The organism is Bacillus cereus group sp. BfR-BA-01522, assembly GCF_022662635.1.
Lineage (GTDB): Bacteria > Bacillota > Bacilli > Bacillales > Bacillaceae_G > Bacillus_A > Bacillus_A cytotoxicus.
In genome coordinates this window covers 1-20,040 of the sequence record NZ_JAKUDY010000019.1, presented here as the reverse complement: position 1 = coordinate 20,040, position 20,040 = coordinate 1, and the positions used below count along the sequence as shown (strand labels likewise).

Here is a 20,040-nt window from a genome sequence, read left to right as displayed (position 1 = left end):
TTCATCAACCTCCTTCATATTTTTTGTAACTATTCGCTACATGGAGTACAATAACCTTTATTAAACTGAAAATTCAGATATTTAAAAAGAAAAGCTCTCACTCATGTGAAAGCTTTTCTAAATGTTTAGCGATATCTACATACATATCGGAATATGTTGTATGTACATCACTGCTTGGGGCAGCATTAGATGAAAAATGGACAATGACCATATTTGTTTTTGGATCGATATAAAGGCGTTGCCCATAGCTTCCAAGCACCTCGAAGGCACCATGTTCGTTATGAGGAATCCACCATTGATTATGATACGAAATGGATGTCCCTTGCTCAATTGCTAATTCACCTTTACGTACGCTTTTGATATTTTCTGAAATAGAAGAGGAGAGAACTTGCATACCATGATATTGTCCATTATGTAACAACAATTCCCCAAACTTTGCCATATCTCTTGCCGTTGCATTTAAACCAGCACTTGCTTGTTCAATTCCAGTTTCATCGGTAACATAATAAGCATTTTGCTCCATACCAATTTTTGACCAAATACGTTCACTTACATTTTCAGCTAAAGTCTTGCCAGTGATTGTTCGTATAATCCATGCGAGTGTTTCAGTAGATCCATTATTATAAGAAAAAGTAGTTCCGGGCGGGGCAGTCTCTTTTGCCTCGCGTAACAAATCATAAATATTCATCGGACCATCATAATTTGAGTGGCGCGGCAGCATATTGCTAGCTAAATACAATTGTGCATCTTGGTTTTCTAGCCCGGGCTGTCTGAATCCATGCGTAGGATATTCAACAGACACTTGCATGTCCATTAACTGCTGAATTGTCGCTTTTCCAAATGGGGTGCCTTGCAATTCTTTCACATATGTTTCGGCAGTCTGGTTTGCATCGATGCGCTTTTCTTCAATAAAAGATTGGATGAGTGCACCGGTAAATACTTTCGCTAAAGATGCCATTCCGTGTGGGGTATTTGGATTGTATCCATTGAAATAGCGTTCGTAAACAAGCTTTCCATTATGCACAACGACAAATGCATCGGTTTTATTTTCATCTAATAATTTTTTTAAAGGAATATCTCGCCCAATTTCTTGTTTTATAGAGAAACGATCTAAATTTTGTAGTGCGATAGGGAAGTGCGTAACGTTGTTTGGGTCATTATGTACTTCATGAATAAGGGCCAATTCTTTCATATTTGTATAGGACCAACGTAAGTATGGGTCTTGTAACCAATTTTCTTTTGTTACCGTATCTTTAGAAGGCGTTATTTTGTTGTGTTTAAAAAAAGCAAATCCAAGTCCTGTTATGATAAATAACAGTGTGAGAATAAGCAATAAGAGGGGAGATTTTTTTACATTCATGGATGTACCTCCTTATCATTTCTATTATAAGTATACGCTTGTTATTTTTGAAATACAAAATAAGGAAAGTAAACAGAGAAGTTTACTTTCCTTATGAATGTTAAGCAGACATTTGTCCGTCTGTACGTTGTCTTTTGAATTTCTGTTTTCTACCATGTAAAACGTAATAAATAAGCAATGTAAAGGCAACGACAATCGCAGCGATGAAATACATATTATGATAACTTGATCTTGCAGCTATAATACCTAAAACGGAAGAACCAATCCCAATACCGCTGTCAAAGAATGAAAAATACGTAGCTGTTGCAGAACCGCGGCGATGATTTGGAGCAGATGAAACGGCGATGGTTTGGAAACTTGGAATCAGTGTTCCGTACCCTAAACCGATTAATATGCCTGCACCAAGGAACCAAAATGATGTTTGTGCTTGACTTAAGATAAACATTCCAACTGTGAAAATAATAATAGAAGGATACACAAGCATATTCTCACCAAAACGGTCAAACATCTTTCCAGTAAATGGACGAGATAGTACAACAACAAGCGCGTATAAAATAAAGAAGTAACTTGCCATTTCTTCTAAACCAAGCTCTTTGGCGTAAATGGGAATAAAGGATAAAATACCACTATATGAAAATGCTAGAATAAAACCTGTTAGAGCAATCGGAATCGATGATGGTTCGATGAGATCTTTCCATTTCATTTTTTCGTGATCTTGTTTCTTTACTGGTTGTTCATGTGGAATCTTTACGAGTAAACCAAGTAAAAATGCAAATAATGAAAATATAGAGCTAATCATAAATAAAACAGTAAATGAGAAGTGCGCAATAATTGTTAAACCTAAAAAAGGACCGATTACCATCGGCAGGCTCATAAATACACCGAAATAGGCAAGTGCTTCACCACGACGATGCGGTGGTGCAACATCTGTTACGATCGTACCTGTTGCTGTCGTTGCCATCCCGAATCCAATTCCATGTAGAAAGCGAAGGGCAAGCAATAAAAAGAAACTTTGTACACCAAAGTACATAACGGTAGCGGCTAAAAATAGAGAAAGAGAAATAAATAATATTTTCTTTCTTCCTAAATCATCAAGCCATTTTCCTGTAAAGGGGCGACATAGTACAGAAGAAATCAGGAAAACGGTTGCGACTAAACCGATTTCTTCTGGTTTTCCTTTCAGACCATCAATGACATAGACCGGTAAAGTGGTCATAAGCATGTAAAATGTTAAAAAGATAAATAGACTACTGAAACAAGTTCCAAGGAAGTCCTTCGTCCAAAGTCTTTTACTCTGCATAATCATCCCTCCAATTTTAATGATTTAGATTTTGAATAATCGTTTGTAATACTTGAAATGTTCGTTGCATCTCTTCTTTACTAATATTCTGCAGTGCTTTTTCTTCGAAAGCAGCAACTTCTTGTTGCCATACTGGAATCATCTCCAGTGCAGTTTCTGATAAGGAAATAAGCTTTTCTCGGCGATCTTTTCCCTCCGTTCGAATAATCCAGCCCATAGATTCCATACGTGTTAATGTACGAGTCATTGTTGGAGATTCAACATTTAAGTATTGACACAGTTCCCTTTGTGTGCAAGGGCCTGTTTGATGAATACGGAAAATGACAGCCCACTGCGCACTAAATAAACCTGTAGATGATACACGTTCATTAAATTTCTTCGTAAACTTACGAGATGTTTGACTGACAACATGAAAAAAGTGCTGTTTTTCGTCCATTTATTTAATCCTTTCAAATTAGTTACCTAGCTAACTATATACTTTTTTGTCAAAATTGTCTAGTGATGGACATGTTGTTTTATGTAAAATTTTTGTATAGATTTTATATTGAGAACATATATTCTACATGTTATTCTAAGTTTAAGTTGGAATTTTCTTTCTATTAAAAATGAATGGGGGAACTTGTGATGCCTAAGTCTGCAACAATGGAGTTTGTCTCGTTACCCAATGGGGAAACAATCGCATACCAAGATGTCGGAAGGCAAAATAAAGAAATACTTGTACTCATTCACGGAAATATGACATCCTCGCAGCATTGGGATTTAGTTATAGAACAATTGCAGAATCAATATCATATTTATGCGATTGATTTAAGGGGATTCGGACAATCCACATATCATAGACCAATTGATTCTTTACGAGATTTTGCAGATGATGTGAAGTTATGGATTAATGAACTACAATTAAAAGAGTTTTCATTGATGGGTTGGTCGATGGGAGGCGGAGTTGCAATGGAATTTGTAGCTTCCCATAAAGAGCTGGTTAAGAACCTTATTTTAGTAGAATCTGTTGGCATGAAAGGATATCCAATCTTTAAAAAAGATGTGAATGGGCAACCAATCGTATCTACATTATTAAAAACGAAAGAAGAAATCGCGCAAGACCCTGTTCAAATTGTGCCTGTTTTAGAGGCAATAAAAAAGATGAACAAGCTCTACTACCGAACGTTATGGAATATGTTAATTTATACACATAATCAACCAGATCCAGAGCGCTATGACAAATATTTAGATGATATGTTAACGCAGCGTAATTTCGTTGATGTTAACTATGCTTTAATTACGTTTAATATTTCAGATGAGCATAATGGAGTAGTACCAGGAAATGGGCATATTCATCATGTACAGGTACCAACGCTTGTCTTGCAAGGGGATCGAGATTATGTTGTTCCGCAAGTGGTGGGAGAAGAATTGGCGAAACATCTTCCTCATGCAAAGTTAACGATATTAAAAGATTGTGGGCATTCCCCATTCATTGATTGCTTAGATGAATATATTCAGCACGTAACAAATTGGTTAAATGGTAAATAAGTTCTTCCAGAAGATACAAATGATACATATACTGTAGTATTTGTATCAAAGGAGGAATAAAAATATGATCCCGTTTAGAATGCATGAACCTTCTCTTATATTTCAATCTCCTTATGATGGGCATTCGTATAAAAAAGTGCTGATTCATCCGACGTATATGCAAGTGGTTGAACCACCGTTCTTCCCATATTTGTCAAGTTACGTTCCTTCATTTGTTCCAGCATATCCTGTTCTATACGGTTCGGTAGTATATACAAGTCCTTTTTATAAACATTTTCCTCATATTATAAAGGCAAAAGTGTGGGATGGGTAAGAAGTGAGAAGAGACATCTTCTTGCTTCTTTTTTCTTGTTCGATTTGTACACGTTGTTGTGAAAACAGTTTATAATAAGCTTTGGTGAGTATGAAAAGGGGGAGGGAAGAGAATGTCAATGCGCTTTACATTTTGGATTATGGTGGGGATTGTTGCAATTTCTGGTTTGTCACAAGGGATGTTATTGCCAGCTATCGCAATGATTTTTGAACAAGAGGGAATTCGTTCTAGTTTTAATGGCCTTCATGCAACCGCATTATATATCGGAATTTTATTTATTTCACCATGGCTTGAAAAACCAATGCAACGATTTGGAATGAAACCGGTGATTGTAATAGGTGGATTTCTCGTTATTATTTCATTATTCTTTTTTACCCAAATATTTTCATTTTGGGCCTGGTTTATTCTTCGTTTTTTCGTTGGGGTAGGAGATCATATGCTTCATGTTGGAACGCAAACATGGATTACGACAACTGCGGATCGAAATAAAATCGGAAAACAAGTGTCTATATATGGAGTCTTTTTCGGGATTGGATTTGCAGTAGGTCCGTATTTAGCTAGCACTGTCCAATATGGACTCGCAACGCCATTTATTGTATCAACAATTCTTTGTTTAATCGGGTGGTTACTATTGCTTCCGACAAAAAATGCATTTCCAATACAAGAAGAAAATGGAAAGGATGGTGGGACATCTTTCTCACGTTATAAACAAGTCATTCTTTTCGCATGGATTGCATTAATAGGCCCATTAGCATACGGCGTGTTAGAAGCCATGCTAAATAGCAACTTACCAGTATATGCACTTCGAAAAGGATGGTCTGTATCCGATGTATCGTTCTTATTACCTGCATTTGCAGTCGGAGGGATTATTACACAAATACCACTTGGTATATTAAGTGATAAATATGGAAGAGATCGAATTTTAACGTGGACCTTCAGCGTAAGTACAATCATTTTCTTAATTGCCGCTCTATTTGATGAGTATTATTGGATTGTATTTGGGTGTATGCTTCTAGTTGGGATGGTAATTGGCTCGTGTTTCTCATTAGGGCTTGGATTTATGACGGATTTATTACCGAGACATTTGCTGCCCGCTGGGAATATATTATCGGGAATTTCCTTTAGTATAGGAAGTATTTTAGGACCTGTATTAGGAGGCGTATTTATTGAAAGAATACAGTATACAAGCTTTTTTATAGCCGTTATGCTGATAATGGCAGTCATTGCACTTTTATATATCGCATATATGAAAAATCAATTTGCATCAAGAAAAATAGAAAGTAGGTTAGGACATGACAAAACAACCTAAAAAGAAGAAATTTGAAGTACAAGAAAATGAAACAATTACAGACTGTTTAGCGCGTATGGAACAAGAAGGATATGCGCCATCACGCCGCATGGAAGAACCGATCTTTCATGAAGTAAAGAAAGATGGGAAAATAGTTGTAGAACCATGCGGAAGAAGAATTGTATTTGAGGGAAAGTTGAAATAAAGAGAAGGATTGTGGAAGTGTATAAAACTTTACAAGTCCAGTTTTTTTTCGAAGTGAGAGATCACTTCGATTTTTTTCGTTATCACCTCATTTATAAGGATGACTCTTGCATTCCATTTAGCAGAACGGAACACAATACAAGCATTCTATTTTAATAGATGGTGAAATAGCTATTATTTTTTGATAGAATATCCATATGAAATTACTTATATAAGAAAAATTTCGAAAATAATTACAAGATGGACTATATGTAAAATATCGAAAAGACAATTATTTTATAAAGGAGGAAAAACATGGGGGAGCATTTGATAGATTCCATTGGTAACTTTCTTCATATTTCATATACAGATAGTGAAAGAAAGCGGGATAATTACGATAAACTACATGGATATTTAAAAGCGAAAGAAAGTAAACTGAGAACTTTAATCGAGGAAGCGGAATCAGCAAAGCGTAGTTACGAGGAAAGCAGTCATGGATTGCCACAAGATAAAATTCCTGCCCGTGAATTTGAAGCGGCTCGGCACAAGAAAGATTCGGAATTAACCGAGATGGTCAACTATTTTCGTCAAATGCTAGGAGACGTTACGTCTGCTAAAAATAAAGCGTATTACAAGTGGGAGGAATATAAAGCAAAAGCAGATGCGGAAAATAAAGCTGAAGCTGAAGCAGCGGCTAATGCGCTGAAAAATTTAATCGGAAAATAAGCGAAGATAAAGAAGTATGGAGTACGATGGGGGGATAGAAATGTACAGTAAAGAAATTGAAATTTATGGAAGTGAAGCGTTAAATGCTCTTTCTTATGCTGAGCAAATTGAACAAGGAGTAAAAGATTCACTCCAGCAAGCAAGGGAATTACAAGCATACGTCATAAGTTCACATTGGAATGGAAAAACACGTAATGCTTTTTTAAGCTATTTAGAATTATTAATTCAATTTAATACAAAAATGGCAGAAGCACTTGAAGGACATACGAAAGCATTAAAAGAGCTTGATGAACACATTCAATCCTTTACAAATCATCCTGAAGTTAAAGAGATAAAGAAACTGTAAAATAGAACTGGGGGAATGAGGGAATGGTACATACAATTGAAAGTTTTAGCCCTGGTGAACTTTATGTATTAGCTGGCGCCGCTGGCATTACATATTTATTTGGTTTACCAGAGCGCGAAAAACTTACTTTAGCAGATCCAGATTGTGTAACAACAGCGACAGAAAAGTTGAAAGCGAAGAGATTCATTACAGAGGAGAATGGTCTCACACCAGCGGCCTTCCAACTCATTGAATTATTAAAAGCGTATCAAGAAAGTAACGAGTACACGCGGTTTAATAACCTTTTAATCGGATTTCTGCCGCAAGATCAAGATAGAGTAGCCGTATTGACGGAACGAAAACAAAATGAGGAATACGAAATTGATTACATAGCGAAGCGCGATGTCTATTTTTCGTTATTACAACGTGTCCCATTTTTAATGCGAGAACCGAGAGAAATAGAGCATACTTTTTTAACGAATAAAATGACAGAAGAAAAGCAGCGGTTCTTTGAAGAAATGGATTTGTCCAAAAAAGATGTATTGGCTGTTGAAACATTTTCTCGTCCGCGGGATTGGCGACTAGGCAACAAGGGAAAATGGGAATGCTTCTTGTACTTTACGGAGGGAGAAAATTTCATTCAAATTGATATCGAACGTAAGCAGTATGAGTGGGCGAGTCTATATGCTGTGAACAAGAAGTTATACGACAGCTTGAAAATGCCGTATAAAAAGTTAATTGATCCAAGACAATTCTCATTAGGAGGAATGCGTTAATGGAAGTATCTATGGGTGGTGGAAGTACAGGAGGAGCAGGTGGTAATTCAGAAGTATTAGTAAATTTTTCTGAAATGGTTACAATCGCGATGCGCCTTGAAACAATTTATAATTTGTATGCGAATGGTGTACAGCAAAGTATTAATAAACTAGCACAGTCCCATTTCTATCAAAAAGGCGAGGCAACAAAAGTTACCGATCATTATAAAGACATATTAGAAAAAACCATGGAATTGGCGGATAACTATAAACAAGCTGCAATGGTTGTGAACTATACACTTGAAGAAATGATAAAAAAAGACGAGGAATTACAAAAAATATTAGAAGTTCTTGAATAATCTGGATACGGAAGTAGGGGATGGAAAAGAGATGGATGTGCATTATAGGTCAAAGCATTGGCAACAAATGAAAGATGGGATCAATGAGATTACAAAAGATGCAATCACGAACTTACGGCAAGCAGATGAACTTTTAGAGGATATACAAGAGAGAATACAAGACTTAGATTCAGATAGATGTATTGATTTCTATCATAGAAAACAAGAAAAGAAAATAAATACATTACTTGAGGATTATACAACGCTGCAAAACTATTGTGATAAAGCGGGACAGATTGTATATGAACATATAGATGAACCGTTCTATAAAAAGATGGATGAATTTGCTCAAAAAATGAGAGACATATCCATTCGAGACTTTCAAACAAAAAATCGAATTGGTGCCACAACGACAACAACATTACCAAGTAGCCATGCATACGGGGTTCCGCAAACCATTACGACAAAAAAAGAAAAAATAACAGTAGATGATATTTTCAAAGATTCACTGGCCTTTGATCACGTACTTCGCGCGCAGTATAAAGAAGTCAAAAAGCAAAATCCAGATGCGAAACTAAACTACAAAGAATATCGTCAACTAGTCCCATCTATGCGAGGATTCGAGTATACCTCTATAGAAGACGAACAGAAAAAATTAGAAGCATGGCGTGATGTAGCAATCAGCGGAGCGCTGATTATCACGACAATCTTCTGTCCACCGCTCGGAATCGCAGCTTCAGTTATATACGGTGGTCTCCAAGTAAAAAGTGCCATCGAAGGGGAGGACTGGGGAACGCGCCGAAAACTAAGCAAAGAAGAACAAGTAGAAGCTGGCTTCTTCGGAGCACTTGACCTTGTCCCAGGACTCGGTTCAGCAACAAAAGCATTCAAAGGAACAATCGACTTCGGATCCCTTGCAAAGCTCACAAAATGGAAAGAGGGAATCGCTGACTTCCATCCAAATATGGGGAAAAATGTGGTACAATCGTTAAAGGAGAATGAGACATTAAAGAGTGCATTACATACATGGAAAAAAACGAAGGTCCCCGTAGCAATCAGGTCAGCAGACACTGGAATGGGAATAAAAATTCCTCATATAGAACATGCAACTGTTGGAGAAATAGCAGAAAACTTGGCAAGAGTGCGAGCAACCGCTAAAGAGGATGCTTATCAACTTGCGAAGGGGAATGGTGGTTCGGGAGTTAAGGGTACGGGTAAAGAATATAAAAACTATAAGGATGTAGAATATACTGGAACAACTAAAGTTAATGGAGAAGTAAGGGATATTAGCAGACGGGTTTTTCAAAGGTTAGATATTGATTATATGAGAATTGACCCTAAAACTGGTATGACAAATCTCCAATTGATGAAAAAAGGAAGAGCACCAATTTGGCAAGATGGGACTGCTATAGAACTTCATCATTTAATTCAAAGAGAGCCTGGATCAATGGTGGAGCTCCCGGGTAGTATGCATAAGGAATATTATAAAATATTGCATGGCTTAGTGGAGAATGGTGGAAGCTTTAGAAACGACCCTGTGTTAAAAAAGCAATATGAAAATTTTAGGTCGAAATATTGGAGATGGAGAGCTAAACAAATAGATAAAGCTGAATTATAAAAGGAGGAATTTTGAATGAATAAAGAGGAATTAACCAATTTTATTAAGGTAAATATGGAATCAGATGACTTTACTGGTGGAGTAGATAAAAAACAAGTTGATTATGTTCAAGATACCCTACAGTTAAAATTGCCAGAAAGTTATAAGTGGTTTTTAACTAATTATGGCTCTGGTGGGTTATTTGGTGTTGATATTTTAGGGGTGGCTAAGTCTAATATAGCTTCTGTTGTTATTGAAACAGAGAGTTATAGGGATTTAGGAATGAGTGAGAATTTAGTAGTTATTGAAGATATTGGGGAATATGCTTATTGTCTAGACACTAGTAATATGGAAAACAATGAGTGCCCAGTAATAGCATGGGATAGACAAGGTGGACTTGATGACTACAATACAGCAAAGAATTTTTATGAGTTTTTATCACAAAGGTTATTGGATGCAAAAGAAGCATGGGAAGAAGAGTTTTAATATAGATAAATGACCTTGTTTAGCTTAAAGCTGAATAAGGTCATTTATTGTTTATGATGAATAGAAGTTATAAGTATTATTATTATATTTTTTATTTTTTATATGAGGATATTTAAAGTTTAATACGTAGGTAGACAAGAAAAGAGAATGAAAACGAATTTGTTTTTGATGTGGATAGAAAAAATATATGGTGTTTGAAAGTAAGTACTCCATGATGGTTGTACCATCATGGAGTACTGTGTGCAATGATAGAATAGAAAACGAAGTACGAGCTTAGGCGAGATGACATTTTACTGGATGATGAATATTAAGGCATGGAATGGACATAAAACTAACGAATTCGTACAAACTCGTAAGTTTTAACGTAGTAGTTGTCACGACATATAAAAGGTGTCATACTGTTGCCATAAAACTTACAAATTTAATGCTACTTAAAAACATATGAACTTAAAGCACTTGATTGTCAACTAGAGGCAACAAGTGTTTTTTTTGCGTTTTAGCGTAGAAATTTAAAAGAGCACTATAATTTTATAAGTGCATTAAGTGTTAAATTTTTATTGTTGTTTTATAGATTGTAATGGCTATGTACAGCGTACGACGATAGTAGAGGAAAAAATAAAGGGTTGTATTATTTTTGGAAATCATCGTAAAGTACGTTTTAACGGATGGACGTTATGCACACGTTATCCGCAAAAAACGGGTAAACGTTACAGGGATTGTAATTGCTGTAACGGGAAGGGACTCAATATGGAAGAGAAAGTTGTTGGTTATGTACGAGTTTCAACAGAAGGACAAGTACGTGAAGGGTACAGCTTGACGTATCAAGTAGAAGAAATTCAGCGGTACTGTAACGAGAATGAATTACAACTGCTTCACATATACGAAGATAAAGGAATCAGCGGAGCGACAGTAGATGAAGATGGATTAACAGTTGAACGTGATGGACTACAAGAGCTATTGTCCGATATGGCGTATAAACAAGTAAGCTATGTTGTTGTGTTGAATACATCACGATTGTGGCGCTCTGATATGGCGAAAGTATTGATACAACGAGAACTAAAGAAACATGAAGTAGATGTGAAGGCAATTGAACAATCAAGCTATAGTATTTACACACATGATTCAAATGACTTTTTGGTGAATGGCATGTTAGAACTATTAGACCAATATCAAAGACTTGAAATAGCATTAAAGCTAAGTAGAGGCAGAAAGAAAAAAGCAGAACAAGGTGAGTATGCGGGGGCGGTGTGATGTTTGGTTATAGAGTAAAGAAAGGACAAAAAGTGTTAGAGGTAGATGCGGAGAAAGCGATAGTTGTACGTAGACTATTTGAATTACGACACTTTTTTTAACATTGGTCGCTAACTCAATTGGCAGAACGACTGAATAGGGAAGGTTATCGTACAGAGAAAGGAAAACAATTTACGAAAGTACAAGTGAAACGCATGTTAGACCGAGAGAGTTTTTATCGAGGGATATATACATACGGGCAAATATAAACAATTGGGAAACATCCAGCAATTATTTTATAAATTCACTTAAAAAATCAGCTCATTTTACTATATGTACTTATGAAATTATGAAAATGGATAGGCTTGCGTACCTATGCGCATCGGAAGATGAACGCTCGAACTAAGGTTGCCGACATTTTTATATATGGCTAAATTATTGAATAGAGGAATGAGTTATGCATAATAGGCAGTAATATCCGTCACCCTCTTGTTTAGAGGGGGCGAATATAAAGCAATTAACAGCTTTTTTTATTAGATGTTAGCAACAATACATGTTCAGTAAAGAAAGCAAGCGACATATTAAAACTTGTAAAAGGAGATGGACAAACAATGAAAGAGTATCAGGAAACACGAGATTTTTTAGTAAGAAGTATTGTGAGGGACATTTTATTTAAAAAGCAAGAAATGAAATACATTGAGAGAGAAATAAAACAGTTAATGAATATATTAGATTATCAACTAGACACGATGTCGGGAATAGAACTTGTGACTGTATCAGCATTAATAGCTGAGATAGGAGATGTAAGACGATTTCCGGGGATTGCGCCTGTTTACTTTGGTTTTGGTGGGAAAGGTAAGACACATAAAAGTAAACAAGGAAACAGGGTGCTACACGCTTTATTTTATAATTTAGCTGTACAGCAAGTGCAAGTAGCGAAAGGAAGTAAGATACCACGAAATCCAGTGTTTCATGCTTATTATCAAAAGAAACTTAAAGAAGGAAAAACAAAAGGACAGGTTTTGGTGTGTATTATGAGAAGGTTTGTGAACATTGTATATGGCATGATGAAATATAAAATAGCTTATGAGTTGCCGGTAGTACAAGAGAAGAAAGTAGTTAATAAGGTTTTATATGGTTTGCTTTTTTATTGTGAGAGTTTAAGATTACAACATAGGGTACGGGTAAAAATCTTCTAGCTTCTAATGGGAGATTTATAGATTCAAATTTAGAATCTGATTATGGAAAATATCTTGCACGTAAAGCAAAAGAAGGTAAAACTACGAGGGATAGGATAGAATGGAAAGAAGCAAGAGATTATTGGTTAAATGATTCTCCTATGGCAAGGGGAAATAAGTTTAATAAGACTGTAAGAAACAGGGATATTTATGATTATCATGAAATACACTTGGAAAATGGAAAAAGATTAGATTCATATGATCCTTTTGCTAAAGAAATAATCTCAAGGAAAGCAACAGATTTAGATATGATTGATGAAAAAACTTATAGAGAATATTTAAAAGAAATGAATAAGAAATATTCTGCAGGTACAAAAATACGTTCAAATGCTTATCCTGAGTTAGATGGTAAGCCATTGGAAGGAAAACAAATATTAGAAATTCCAGCTACAAATAAAAATATTACTGATATTGAAAAGTACAAAGAAATAGCAAAAGAATATAGAATAGAATTAAGGTTTATGGGGGAATAGAGAATGAGTTTTGAGATGAAGCCTGAAATCAAAGTGGTATTGGAAAAAATTAGATTTGTAGATAGGTATAAAAAATTATCTGAAAACTTTAGAGGTAATCCTAATGATTTAAATGATAGGTTAGAGGATTATGATATAGAAAAAGTAAATGAAATATTTAAAAGATTAGGATATGTTTCAACTTTTGATAAGAAGGAGAAGTTTTTTAAAGTAGGGGTTATAGATAATTCTCCAAATTATATGATATGGTTTAATATAATTTTAGAATATGGAATGACAGAGTTTATTTGGGTGGTATATCATAATGATGAGGTGAGACTGGGAAGTCCTTGGAGTGTTTACTCAAGGTTATTAATTAACCCAAGAGAAAGGATTAAAAAGCCAGTTTATCGAAGCTATGAAGAATTAGAAGATATATTAAAAGAAGCATTTTTAATGTATGATGATTTTAAGAGTGAGTTAATTAGTGTGTATAGTAAACAATAATAGAACGTATAATAGGATATGATTAATATATACTATAACTTGATGGGATTCTATATATTGAATAAAATAATAAAATTATGCTGTTGAAAATAGACATGTATAAGTATATTTTCAGTGAAAAGAAAAAGAATAGGCTGTTAGAAAGTATGTACTCCATGATGGTTGTACCATCATGGAGTACTGTGTGCAATGATAGAATAGAAAACGAAGTACGAGCTTAGGCGATATGACATTTTACTAGGCGATGAATATAATCACATGGAATATATATTAAACTAACGAACTCGTACAAACTCGTAAGTTTTAATATAGTATTTGTCATGATGTACAAAAGGTGTCATACTGTTACTACAAAACTTACAAATTTACGCAACTTCAAAACATATGAACTGAAAGCACTTGATTGTCGACTAAAGGCAACGAGTGCTTTTTGCGTTTTAGCGTAGAAATGTAAAAGAGCACTATAATTTTATAAGTATATTAAGTGTTAAATTTTTATTGTTGTTTTATAGATTGTAATGGCTATGTACAGTGTACGACGATAGTAGAGGGAAAAATAAAGGGTTGTATTATGTTTTGAAGTCATCGTAAAGTACGTTTTAACGGATGAACGTTATGCACACGTTATCCGCAAAAAACGGGTAAACGTTACAGGGATTGTAATTGCTGTAACGGGAGAGGACTCAATATGGAAGAGAAAGTAGTTGGTTATGTACGAGTTTCAACAGAAGGACAAGTACGTGAAGGTTATAGCTTAACGTATCAAGTAGAAGAAATCGAACGTTACTGTATGGAAAATAACTTACAATTGCTTCATATATATGAAGATAGAGGACTAAGTGGCGCAACTGTTGATGAAAATGGATTAACAGTTGAACGTGAAGGCTTACAAGAACTATTGTCAGATATGGCATATCAACAAGTGAGGCGCGTGATTGTACTAAATACATCTCGGTTATGGCGCTCTGATATGGCAAAAGTATTAATACAACGAGAACTAAAGAAACATAAGGTTGATGTGAAAGCGATTGAAGAACCCAATTATAGTATATACACGCATGACCCAAATGACTTTTTAGTAAATGGCATGTTAGAACTACTAGATCAATATCAACGTCTCGAGATTGCATTGAAGCTGAGTAGAGGCAGAAAGAAGAAAGCGGAACAAGGTGGATATGCGGGGGGGCGGTGTGATGTTTGGTTACACAGTCAAGAAAGGACAAAAAGTGTTAGAAGTAGATGCAGAAAAAGCAGTGGTTGTACGTAGACTATTTGAGTTACGACACTTTTTTAGGCAGTGGTCGCTGACTCAATTGGCAGAACGACTGAATGCAGAAGGCTATCGCACAGAGAAAGGGAAACGGTTTACGAAAGTACAAGTGAAACGCATGTTAGACCGGGAGAGCTTTTATCGAGGGATATACACATATGGTCAAATACAGACAAATGGGAAACATTCAGCAATTATTTTATAAACTCACTTAAAAAATTAGCTCATATTACTATATGTACTTATGAAATTATGAAAATGGATAGGCTTGCGTACCTATGCGCATCGGAAGATGAACGCTCGAACTAAGGTTGCCGACATTTTTATATATGATTAAATTATTGAATAGAGGGATGAGTTATGCATAATAGACAGAACTATTTGTATGTAGGAGTAGATTTACATAAGGAGCATCATACGGCTGTTATGATTAATTGTTGGCAAGAGAAATTAGGAGAAATACAGTTTGATAATAAACCATCTGCATTTTCGAAATTTTTATTAGAAGTAGAGACATATGTGAGTGATGGTTTATCAGTTGTATTTGGTTTAGAAGATGTTGGTGGTTACGGAAGAGCATTAGCGAAATATTTAGTAGACCATGAACGAGTAGTGAAAGAAGTAAATCCAGCTTTATCATTTTTAGAACGAAAGAGCCAAGTGATGATACAAAAAAATGATAGTTGGGATGCGGAATGTGTGGCACGCATATTGGTAAACAAATTTAATCAATTGCCAGATGCAAAGCCAAACGATTTATTTTGGTCGATACAACAATTGGTTTCAAGAAGGAATGCATTAGTAAAAGCACAAAGTGCATTAAAGAACCAATTACATATTCAATTAAATCACCATTATCCAAGTTATAAAAAGTTTTTCTCAGAGTTAGATGGAAAAACAGCATTAGCGTTTTGGCAGCAATATCCGTCACCCTCTTGTTTAGAGGGGACGAATATAAAGCGATTAACAGCTTTTTTATTAGATGTTAGCAACAATACATGTTCAGTAAAGAAAGCAAGTGACATATTAAAACTTGTAAAAGAAGATGGACAAACAATGAAAGAGTATCAAGAAATGCGAAACTTTTTAGTAAGAAGTATTGTACGGGAGATTGAGTTTAAAAAGAAGGAGATGAAATACATCGAAAGAGAATTAAAACAGCTAGTAAAACTACTAGATTATCAATTAGAAACGATGCCGGGAATAGAACTTGTGACGGCATCAGCATTAATAGCTGAAATTGGAGATGTAAGACGATTTCCAAATGCCAATAAATTAGCACGATTTGTGGGGATTGCGCCTGTTTACTTTGGTTCTGGTGGGAAAGGTAAGACACACAAAAGCAAACAAGGAAACAGGGCGCTACACGCTTTATTTTATAATTTAGCTGTACAACAAGTGCAAGTAGCAAAAGGAAGTAAGATGCCACGAAACCCAGTGTTTCATGCTTAAAGAAGGTAAAACAAAAGGACAAGCACTTGTGTGTATTATGAGAAGGCTTGTAAACATTATATATGGAATGATGAAATATAAAACAGCATATGAATTGCCGATAGTGGAAGAAAAAGAAGTAGTTTAATAAGGTTTACATGGTTTGCTTTTTTATTGTGAGGGTTTAAGATTACAACATAGGGTACGGGTAAAAATCCAGAAATAGTAAAGTTTACAGAGGAACAATTATCTACTAAACCCTTATATTCTAGGGATCCTGAAAAATGGCAGAAAAAAGGTGGGAAAATCGAAATTAGTGAGGAAGGAATATGGACTTATATTGATTGGGAGATTCCTCCAAATCGAGTTTCTTATCCTGGAGGTTTTCCCGACTTTAAATCTGCTGGGTTGGTAAGACAAGAAGTTCCGATAGGTGAATTTAATAGATATGACATTGATTTTGCTAAGGCTGATGAATTAGCTCCAAATGGACCAAAATTAGATGAAAACACATGGCACCATCATCAAGATTTAACAACAATGCAAGAAGTTAGTAAAGAGATGCACAGAAGATTTCGACATATGGGTGGAATGTCATTAGCTAAGAAGTTAAAAGATTAAATAGGAGTGAAATAAATGAATTTAAATGCTTTTGGTAAAGCAACTGAAGAATCAATTAAAGAATTAGAAGAGTTTTTAGGATTTTTACTTCCGGAAGATTATAAAAATTTTTTAAGTGAATATAACGGAGGGACTTCGAAAGTTAGGTATAGTAAATTTTTTGTTAAAGAATTAAATCAGGAAATCCCTTTAGATGTTTTGTATGGTATAGGTGTAAAAAAAACTTTTGATTTAAGTGAATGCTATGAAGAGTTTGAAGAAGATATGTTACCGAACAGTTTAATAATAGGAGATGATCCGAGTTCAGGGTTAATTGTACTTATTACAGATACTGAAAACCATGGTGTATATTATTGGGATCACTCTTTTTATTTTCCACATTCTAGTGAAGAAGAAAATACGTATAAAATAGCTAATAGCTTTAAGGATTTTATTAATGGATTGAAGAATCCTTAATTATTAACTTTTGTATATTGTAATTAATAATTTAAGAGGTTAAGCAAATATACGAAATGAATTACAGTGACTTTACACATGAGAATGTCAAAAGTTGTGGTGCATGGTTAAAGATAACAAGCATATATGTAGATGAGTAAAAAATAAAGTATATTTGCAGTGAAAAAAAGCATAGGCTGTTAGAAAGTACGTACTTCATGATGGTTGTACCATCATGGAGTATTACGTACAATGATAGAATAGAAAATAAAGTACGAGCTTAGGCGAGATGATATTTTAATGGGTGATGAATATAAACACATGGAATGTATATTAAACTAACGAACTCGTACAAACTCGTAAGTTTTAATATAGTATTTGTCATGATGTACAAAAGGTGTCATACTGTTACTACAAAACTTACAAATTTACGCAACTTAAAAACATATGAACTGAAAGCACTTGATTGTCAATTAAAGGCAACAAGTGCTTTTTGCGTTTTAGCGTAGAAATTTAAAAGAGCATTATAATTTTATCAGTGCATTAAGTGTTAAATTTTTATTGTTGTTTTATAGATTGTAATGGCTGGGAATAGGGTATGACGATAGTAGAGGGGAAATAAAAGGTTGTATTATGTTTTGAAGTCATCGTAAAGTACGTTTTAACGGATGGACGTTATGCACATGTTATTCGCAAAAAACGGGGAAACGTTACAGGTACTCAAATTACATGTGGAAAAATGTGGTGTAATCGTTAAAGGGTAATGAGACGTTAAAGAATGCATTACATACATGAAAAAAACAAAAATTCCCGTAGCAATCAGGTCAGCAGACACTGGAATGGGAATAAAAATTCCTCATATAGAACATGCAACTGTTGGAGAAATAGCAAAAAACTTTGCAAGAGTGCGAGCAACCGCTAAAGAGGATGCTTATCAACTTGCGAAGGGGAATGGTGGTTCGGGAGTTAAGGGTACGGGTAATAATTCTTCAAGTAAGGATGTTTATGGACCTTATTATGATGAGGCAAAAAAATTACACGAAACTAACCCTGATTGGTATCCTAACCCTGATGAATCTACAATAGTAAAGGGTAAAGAACTAAAGGAAGCAAGGGCAGACTATCAAGCGTTGGTTAGAAGAGGGGAACTTGAAAAAGGTCACCATGTACAAGGTTTATCTTTTGGGGGAGAGAATGTAAGTTCAAATATAAAGAATACAGGAGAATCAACTATTCGTCGAGAACAAATTGATGATTTGAATTTGGATTTTTATCATGAAATGGGTTATGGTAAAGAAAATGCTAAGATACTAAAAATACATGAGAATGAAAAGGGGATTATTGTATTTGGTAATAATCCACAACATACTGAGGTTACTGTTTTTCAAAATAAAGTTCTGAAATGGCAACGAGAAAATGGAAAGAGATAGTTTAATGAAAGTAGGTGCATTTATGGGAGAAACGAGAAATCTTATGAATAGTATATGGTTTGGAGAAAAAACAATTTTAGCTAAATCGGAAATAAAAGAAAAAATTTTAAAATCTGTAACAGAAACGGAAGTTTTATTTAACTTAATAGAATTATTTAAAACGGGGGATTTTACTCAAAAACCACTATTAGTTCAATTAATGAATCAGACTAAAGATGAAGCGGTTCTGAATTTATGTATTAGAGTATTTTTAACTGTCGCAACACATGAAGACTTAAGAAATTCAAATAATCTCCGTTTTCTTAGTGAGGTAACTGAAGAAACAGTAGACACTTTTGCATCAGCAGCCACAACCTCACTTTCTCTTGAGGTAATTCCATATTTATTGGCTTTACTTGAAGAGTGGGAGGAATTCAGTGATACAGCTACTATTATAAGAGACTCTATTGATTCTTTTATTAATTTTGAAGAGCATATTGGTGAAGATGCAACTATAGATGAAATTGGAAATTTTTATTTTAAGTATTGTCAGGAAAAGGATACAAATAGTTATTATTTTCAACAGAATTTAGCTTTTCCTGGAGACTTAGCTAAAAAATTGATTCAGCGGGTTATGATTGCTGCGAATAATGAGGAGCAATTAAAAATGGAATTAATACCATCTTTATTATCAATTTGGACTGGTAAAAGAGTACCTGCGGATTACAACACTATTATTAGTGCAAGTAATTATAAAGATCTTATTGACTATATAAACGAACTTTCAAGTGAAAATTGGGAAAAGGGACAAAAATATTTTTACGGATATAAGCTTTAACTATAACCTATGAAAAACAAGTATATGTGAAGTAAATAGAAAAATATATGGTGTTTGAAAATATATACTCTATGATGGTTGTACCATCATAGAGTATTATGTGCAATGATAGAATAGGAAAAGAAGTACGAGCTTAGGCGAGATGGCATTTTACTGGGTGATGAATATGAAGACATGAAATGACATTAAATTAACGAACTCGTACAAACTCGTAAGTTTTAACATAGTAGTTATTACGACATATAAAAGGTGTCATATTGTTACTATAAAACTTACAAATTTACGCTACTTAAAAATAGATGAACTTAAAGCGCTTGATTGTCTCTGAAAGGCAACAAGTGCTTTTTTCGTCTTAGTATAGAAATAAGATATAATAAAAAAGTTAATATTTTGTTAGATTGAGAAAATAAA

19 protein-coding genes and 4 pseudogenes are annotated in these 20,040 nt (G+C 34.6%); 20 read left to right on the top strand and 3 right to left on the bottom strand.

Going from position 1 to position 20,040, the window contains the following annotated elements; translation table 11 throughout:
- Positions 1–97: 97 nt before the first annotated feature.
- From MR059_RS19315 to MR059_RS19305, 3 genes are all read right to left on the bottom strand, one after another.
- Positions 98–1,360 carry a serine hydrolase domain-containing protein gene (locus MR059_RS19315; protein WP_012094564.1) on the bottom strand — a complete coding sequence of 421 codons (1,263 nt, stop codon included), beginning with the start codon at positions 1,358–1,360 and terminating at the stop codon, positions 98–100.
- A gap of 100 nt (positions 1,361–1,460) precedes the next feature.
- Entirely contained in the window at positions 1,461–2,660 is a 1,200-nt protein-coding gene (locus MR059_RS19310) for an MFS transporter (protein WP_012094563.1), read from the bottom strand.
- A gap of 16 nt (positions 2,661–2,676) precedes the next feature.
- A complete protein-coding gene (locus MR059_RS19305; protein WP_087095056.1) occupies positions 2,677–3,096 on the bottom strand; it encodes a MarR family winged helix-turn-helix transcriptional regulator in 420 nt (139 codons plus the stop codon).
- Between the two features lie 173 nt (positions 3,097–3,269).
- Here MR059_RS19305 and phaZ point away from each other — a divergent pair, with 173 nt between their 5' ends.
- The 20 genes and pseudogenes from phaZ to imm47 all read left to right on the top strand — a co-directional run bounded on the left by phaZ (position 3,270) and on the right by imm47 (position 19,629).
- Positions 3,270–4,187: an intracellular short-chain-length polyhydroxyalkanoate depolymerase gene (gene phaZ, locus MR059_RS19300; RefSeq protein ID WP_176371939.1), complete on the top strand. Its 918-nt coding sequence runs from the start codon at positions 3,270–3,272 to the stop codon at positions 4,185–4,187.
- 64 nt (positions 4,188–4,251) lie between these two features.
- The gene (locus MR059_RS19295; RefSeq protein WP_048724398.1) at positions 4,252–4,500 is read left to right on the top strand and encodes a hypothetical protein; all 249 of its coding nucleotides are present in this window, start codon (positions 4,252–4,254) and stop codon (positions 4,498–4,500) included.
- 112 nt (positions 4,501–4,612) lie between these two features.
- Positions 4,613–5,809, top strand: a complete 1,197-nt coding sequence (locus tag MR059_RS19290; RefSeq protein WP_012094559.1) for an MFS transporter — start codon at positions 4,613–4,615, stop codon at positions 5,807–5,809.
- Entirely contained in the window at positions 5,793–5,993 is a 201-nt protein-coding gene (locus tag MR059_RS19285; protein ID WP_012094558.1) for an NETI motif-containing protein, read from the top strand. Before MR059_RS19290 ends, MR059_RS19285 begins: the two co-directional genes overlap by 17 nt.
- Before the next feature lie 293 nt (positions 5,994–6,286).
- Positions 6,287–6,697 carry a hypothetical protein gene (locus MR059_RS19280; RefSeq protein WP_012094557.1) on the top strand — a complete coding sequence of 137 codons (411 nt, stop codon included), beginning with the start codon at positions 6,287–6,289 and terminating at the stop codon, positions 6,695–6,697.
- Between the two features lie 40 nt (positions 6,698–6,737).
- Entirely contained in the window at positions 6,738–7,043 is a 306-nt protein-coding gene (locus MR059_RS19275; protein WP_012094556.1) for a WXG100 family type VII secretion target, read from the top strand.
- A 23-nt stretch (positions 7,044–7,066) separates the two neighbouring features.
- Positions 7,067–7,798 carry a DUF5081 family protein gene (locus MR059_RS19270; RefSeq protein WP_242161942.1) on the top strand — a complete coding sequence of 244 codons (732 nt, stop codon included), beginning with the start codon at positions 7,067–7,069 and terminating at the stop codon, positions 7,796–7,798.
- Positions 7,798–8,136 (top strand): hypothetical protein, encoded by a 339-nt coding sequence (locus MR059_RS19265; RefSeq protein WP_012094554.1) that lies wholly within the window; start codon positions 7,798–7,800, stop codon positions 8,134–8,136. Before MR059_RS19270 ends, MR059_RS19265 begins: the two co-directional genes overlap by 1 nt.
- A gap of 31 nt (positions 8,137–8,167) precedes the next feature.
- A complete protein-coding gene (locus MR059_RS19260; protein WP_242161941.1) occupies positions 8,168–9,733 on the top strand; it encodes an HNH/ENDO VII family nuclease in 1,566 nt (521 codons plus the stop codon).
- A gap of 15 nt (positions 9,734–9,748) precedes the next feature.
- Entirely contained in the window at positions 9,749–10,198 is a 450-nt protein-coding gene (locus MR059_RS19255; protein ID WP_070179869.1) for an SMI1/KNR4 family protein, read from the top strand.
- Between the two features lie 747 nt (positions 10,199–10,945).
- Positions 10,946–11,697 (top strand): annotated as a pseudogene (locus tag MR059_RS19250) (recombinase family protein).
- Positions 11,698–11,903: 206 nt separating this feature from the next.
- Positions 11,904–12,549 (top strand): annotated as a pseudogene (locus MR059_RS19245) (transposase); the annotation flags it as partial.
- Positions 12,550–12,767: 218 nt separating this feature from the next.
- Positions 12,768–13,139, top strand: coding sequence for a hypothetical protein (locus tag MR059_RS19240; RefSeq protein ID WP_098345585.1), 372 nt, complete (start codon positions 12,768–12,770; stop codon positions 13,137–13,139).
- A gap of 3 nt (positions 13,140–13,142) precedes the next feature.
- The gene (locus tag MR059_RS19235; RefSeq protein WP_053564627.1) at positions 13,143–13,625 is read left to right on the top strand and encodes a hypothetical protein; all 483 of its coding nucleotides are present in this window, start codon (positions 13,143–13,145) and stop codon (positions 13,623–13,625) included.
- A gap of 688 nt (positions 13,626–14,313) precedes the next feature.
- Positions 14,314–15,100: pseudogene (locus tag MR059_RS19230) on the top strand (recombinase family protein).
- 155 nt (positions 15,101–15,255) lie between these two features.
- Positions 15,256–16,474, top strand: a pseudogene (locus MR059_RS19225) (IS110 family RNA-guided transposase).
- A 74-nt stretch (positions 16,475–16,548) separates the two neighbouring features.
- On the top strand, positions 16,549–16,947 hold the full coding sequence (locus tag MR059_RS22040; protein WP_098343884.1) for an HNH endonuclease: 399 nt from the start codon (positions 16,549–16,551) through the stop codon (positions 16,945–16,947).
- Between the two features lie 15 nt (positions 16,948–16,962).
- Positions 16,963–17,403, top strand: coding sequence for an SMI1/KNR4 family protein (locus MR059_RS19215; protein ID WP_016129282.1), 441 nt, complete (start codon positions 16,963–16,965; stop codon positions 17,401–17,403).
- 770 nt (positions 17,404–18,173) lie between these two features.
- Positions 18,174–18,812 carry a hypothetical protein gene (locus MR059_RS19210; protein WP_242161940.1) on the top strand — a complete coding sequence of 213 codons (639 nt, stop codon included), beginning with the start codon at positions 18,174–18,176 and terminating at the stop codon, positions 18,810–18,812.
- Between the two features lie 4 nt (positions 18,813–18,816).
- Positions 18,817–19,629 carry an Imm47 family immunity protein gene (gene imm47 / locus MR059_RS19205; RefSeq protein WP_242161939.1) on the top strand — a complete coding sequence of 271 codons (813 nt, stop codon included), beginning with the start codon at positions 18,817–18,819 and terminating at the stop codon, positions 19,627–19,629.
- The last annotated feature ends 411 nt before the right edge of the window (positions 19,630–20,040 follow it).

What these genes read in the sequence shown, in the direction of transcription:
- MR059_RS19290 (WP_012094559.1), top strand. Translation starts at nt 4,613, where the DNA reads ATGTCAATGCGCTTTACATTTTGGATTATGGTGGGGATTGTTGCAATT.
- MR059_RS19215 (WP_016129282.1), top strand. Translation starts at nt 16,963, where the DNA reads ATGAATTTAAATGCTTTTGGTAAAGCAACTGAAGAATCAATTAAAGAA.
- MR059_RS19265 (WP_012094554.1), top strand. Translation starts at nt 7,798, where the DNA reads ATGGAAGTATCTATGGGTGGTGGAAGTACAGGAGGAGCAGGTGGTAAT.
- MR059_RS19255 (WP_070179869.1), top strand. Translation starts at nt 9,749, where the DNA reads ATGAATAAAGAGGAATTAACCAATTTTATTAAGGTAAATATGGAATCA.
- MR059_RS19260 (WP_242161941.1), top strand. Translation starts at nt 8,168, where the DNA reads ATGGATGTGCATTATAGGTCAAAGCATTGGCAACAAATGAAAGATGGG.
- MR059_RS19285 (WP_012094558.1), top strand. Translation starts at nt 5,793, where the DNA reads ATGACAAAACAACCTAAAAAGAAGAAATTTGAAGTACAAGAAAATGAA.
- phaZ (WP_176371939.1), top strand. Translation starts at nt 3,270, where the DNA reads ATGGGGGAACTTGTGATGCCTAAGTCTGCAACAATGGAGTTTGTCTCG.
- MR059_RS19295 (WP_048724398.1), top strand. Translation starts at nt 4,252, where the DNA reads ATGATCCCGTTTAGAATGCATGAACCTTCTCTTATATTTCAATCTCCT.
- imm47 (WP_242161939.1), top strand. Translation starts at nt 18,817, where the DNA reads ATGAAAGTAGGTGCATTTATGGGAGAAACGAGAAATCTTATGAATAGT.
- MR059_RS19280 (WP_012094557.1), top strand. Translation starts at nt 6,287, where the DNA reads ATGGGGGAGCATTTGATAGATTCCATTGGTAACTTTCTTCATATTTCA.
- MR059_RS19275 (WP_012094556.1), top strand. Translation starts at nt 6,738, where the DNA reads ATGTACAGTAAAGAAATTGAAATTTATGGAAGTGAAGCGTTAAATGCT.
- MR059_RS19240 (WP_098345585.1), top strand. Translation starts at nt 12,768, where the DNA reads ATGGCAAGGGGAAATAAGTTTAATAAGACTGTAAGAAACAGGGATATT.
- MR059_RS19210 (WP_242161940.1), top strand. Translation starts at nt 18,174, where the DNA reads ATGAAAAAAACAAAAATTCCCGTAGCAATCAGGTCAGCAGACACTGGA.
- MR059_RS19305 (WP_087095056.1), bottom strand. Translation starts at nt 3,096, where the DNA reads ATGGACGAAAAACAGCACTTTTTTCATGTTGTCAGTCAAACATCTCGT.
- MR059_RS19235 (WP_053564627.1), top strand. Translation starts at nt 13,143, where the DNA reads ATGAGTTTTGAGATGAAGCCTGAAATCAAAGTGGTATTGGAAAAAATT.
- MR059_RS19315 (WP_012094564.1), bottom strand. Translation starts at nt 1,360, where the DNA reads ATGAATGTAAAAAAATCTCCCCTCTTATTGCTTATTCTCACACTGTTA.
- MR059_RS19270 (WP_242161942.1), top strand. Translation starts at nt 7,067, where the DNA reads ATGGTACATACAATTGAAAGTTTTAGCCCTGGTGAACTTTATGTATTA.
- MR059_RS19310 (WP_012094563.1), bottom strand. Translation starts at nt 2,660, where the DNA reads ATGCAGAGTAAAAGACTTTGGACGAAGGACTTCCTTGGAACTTGTTTC.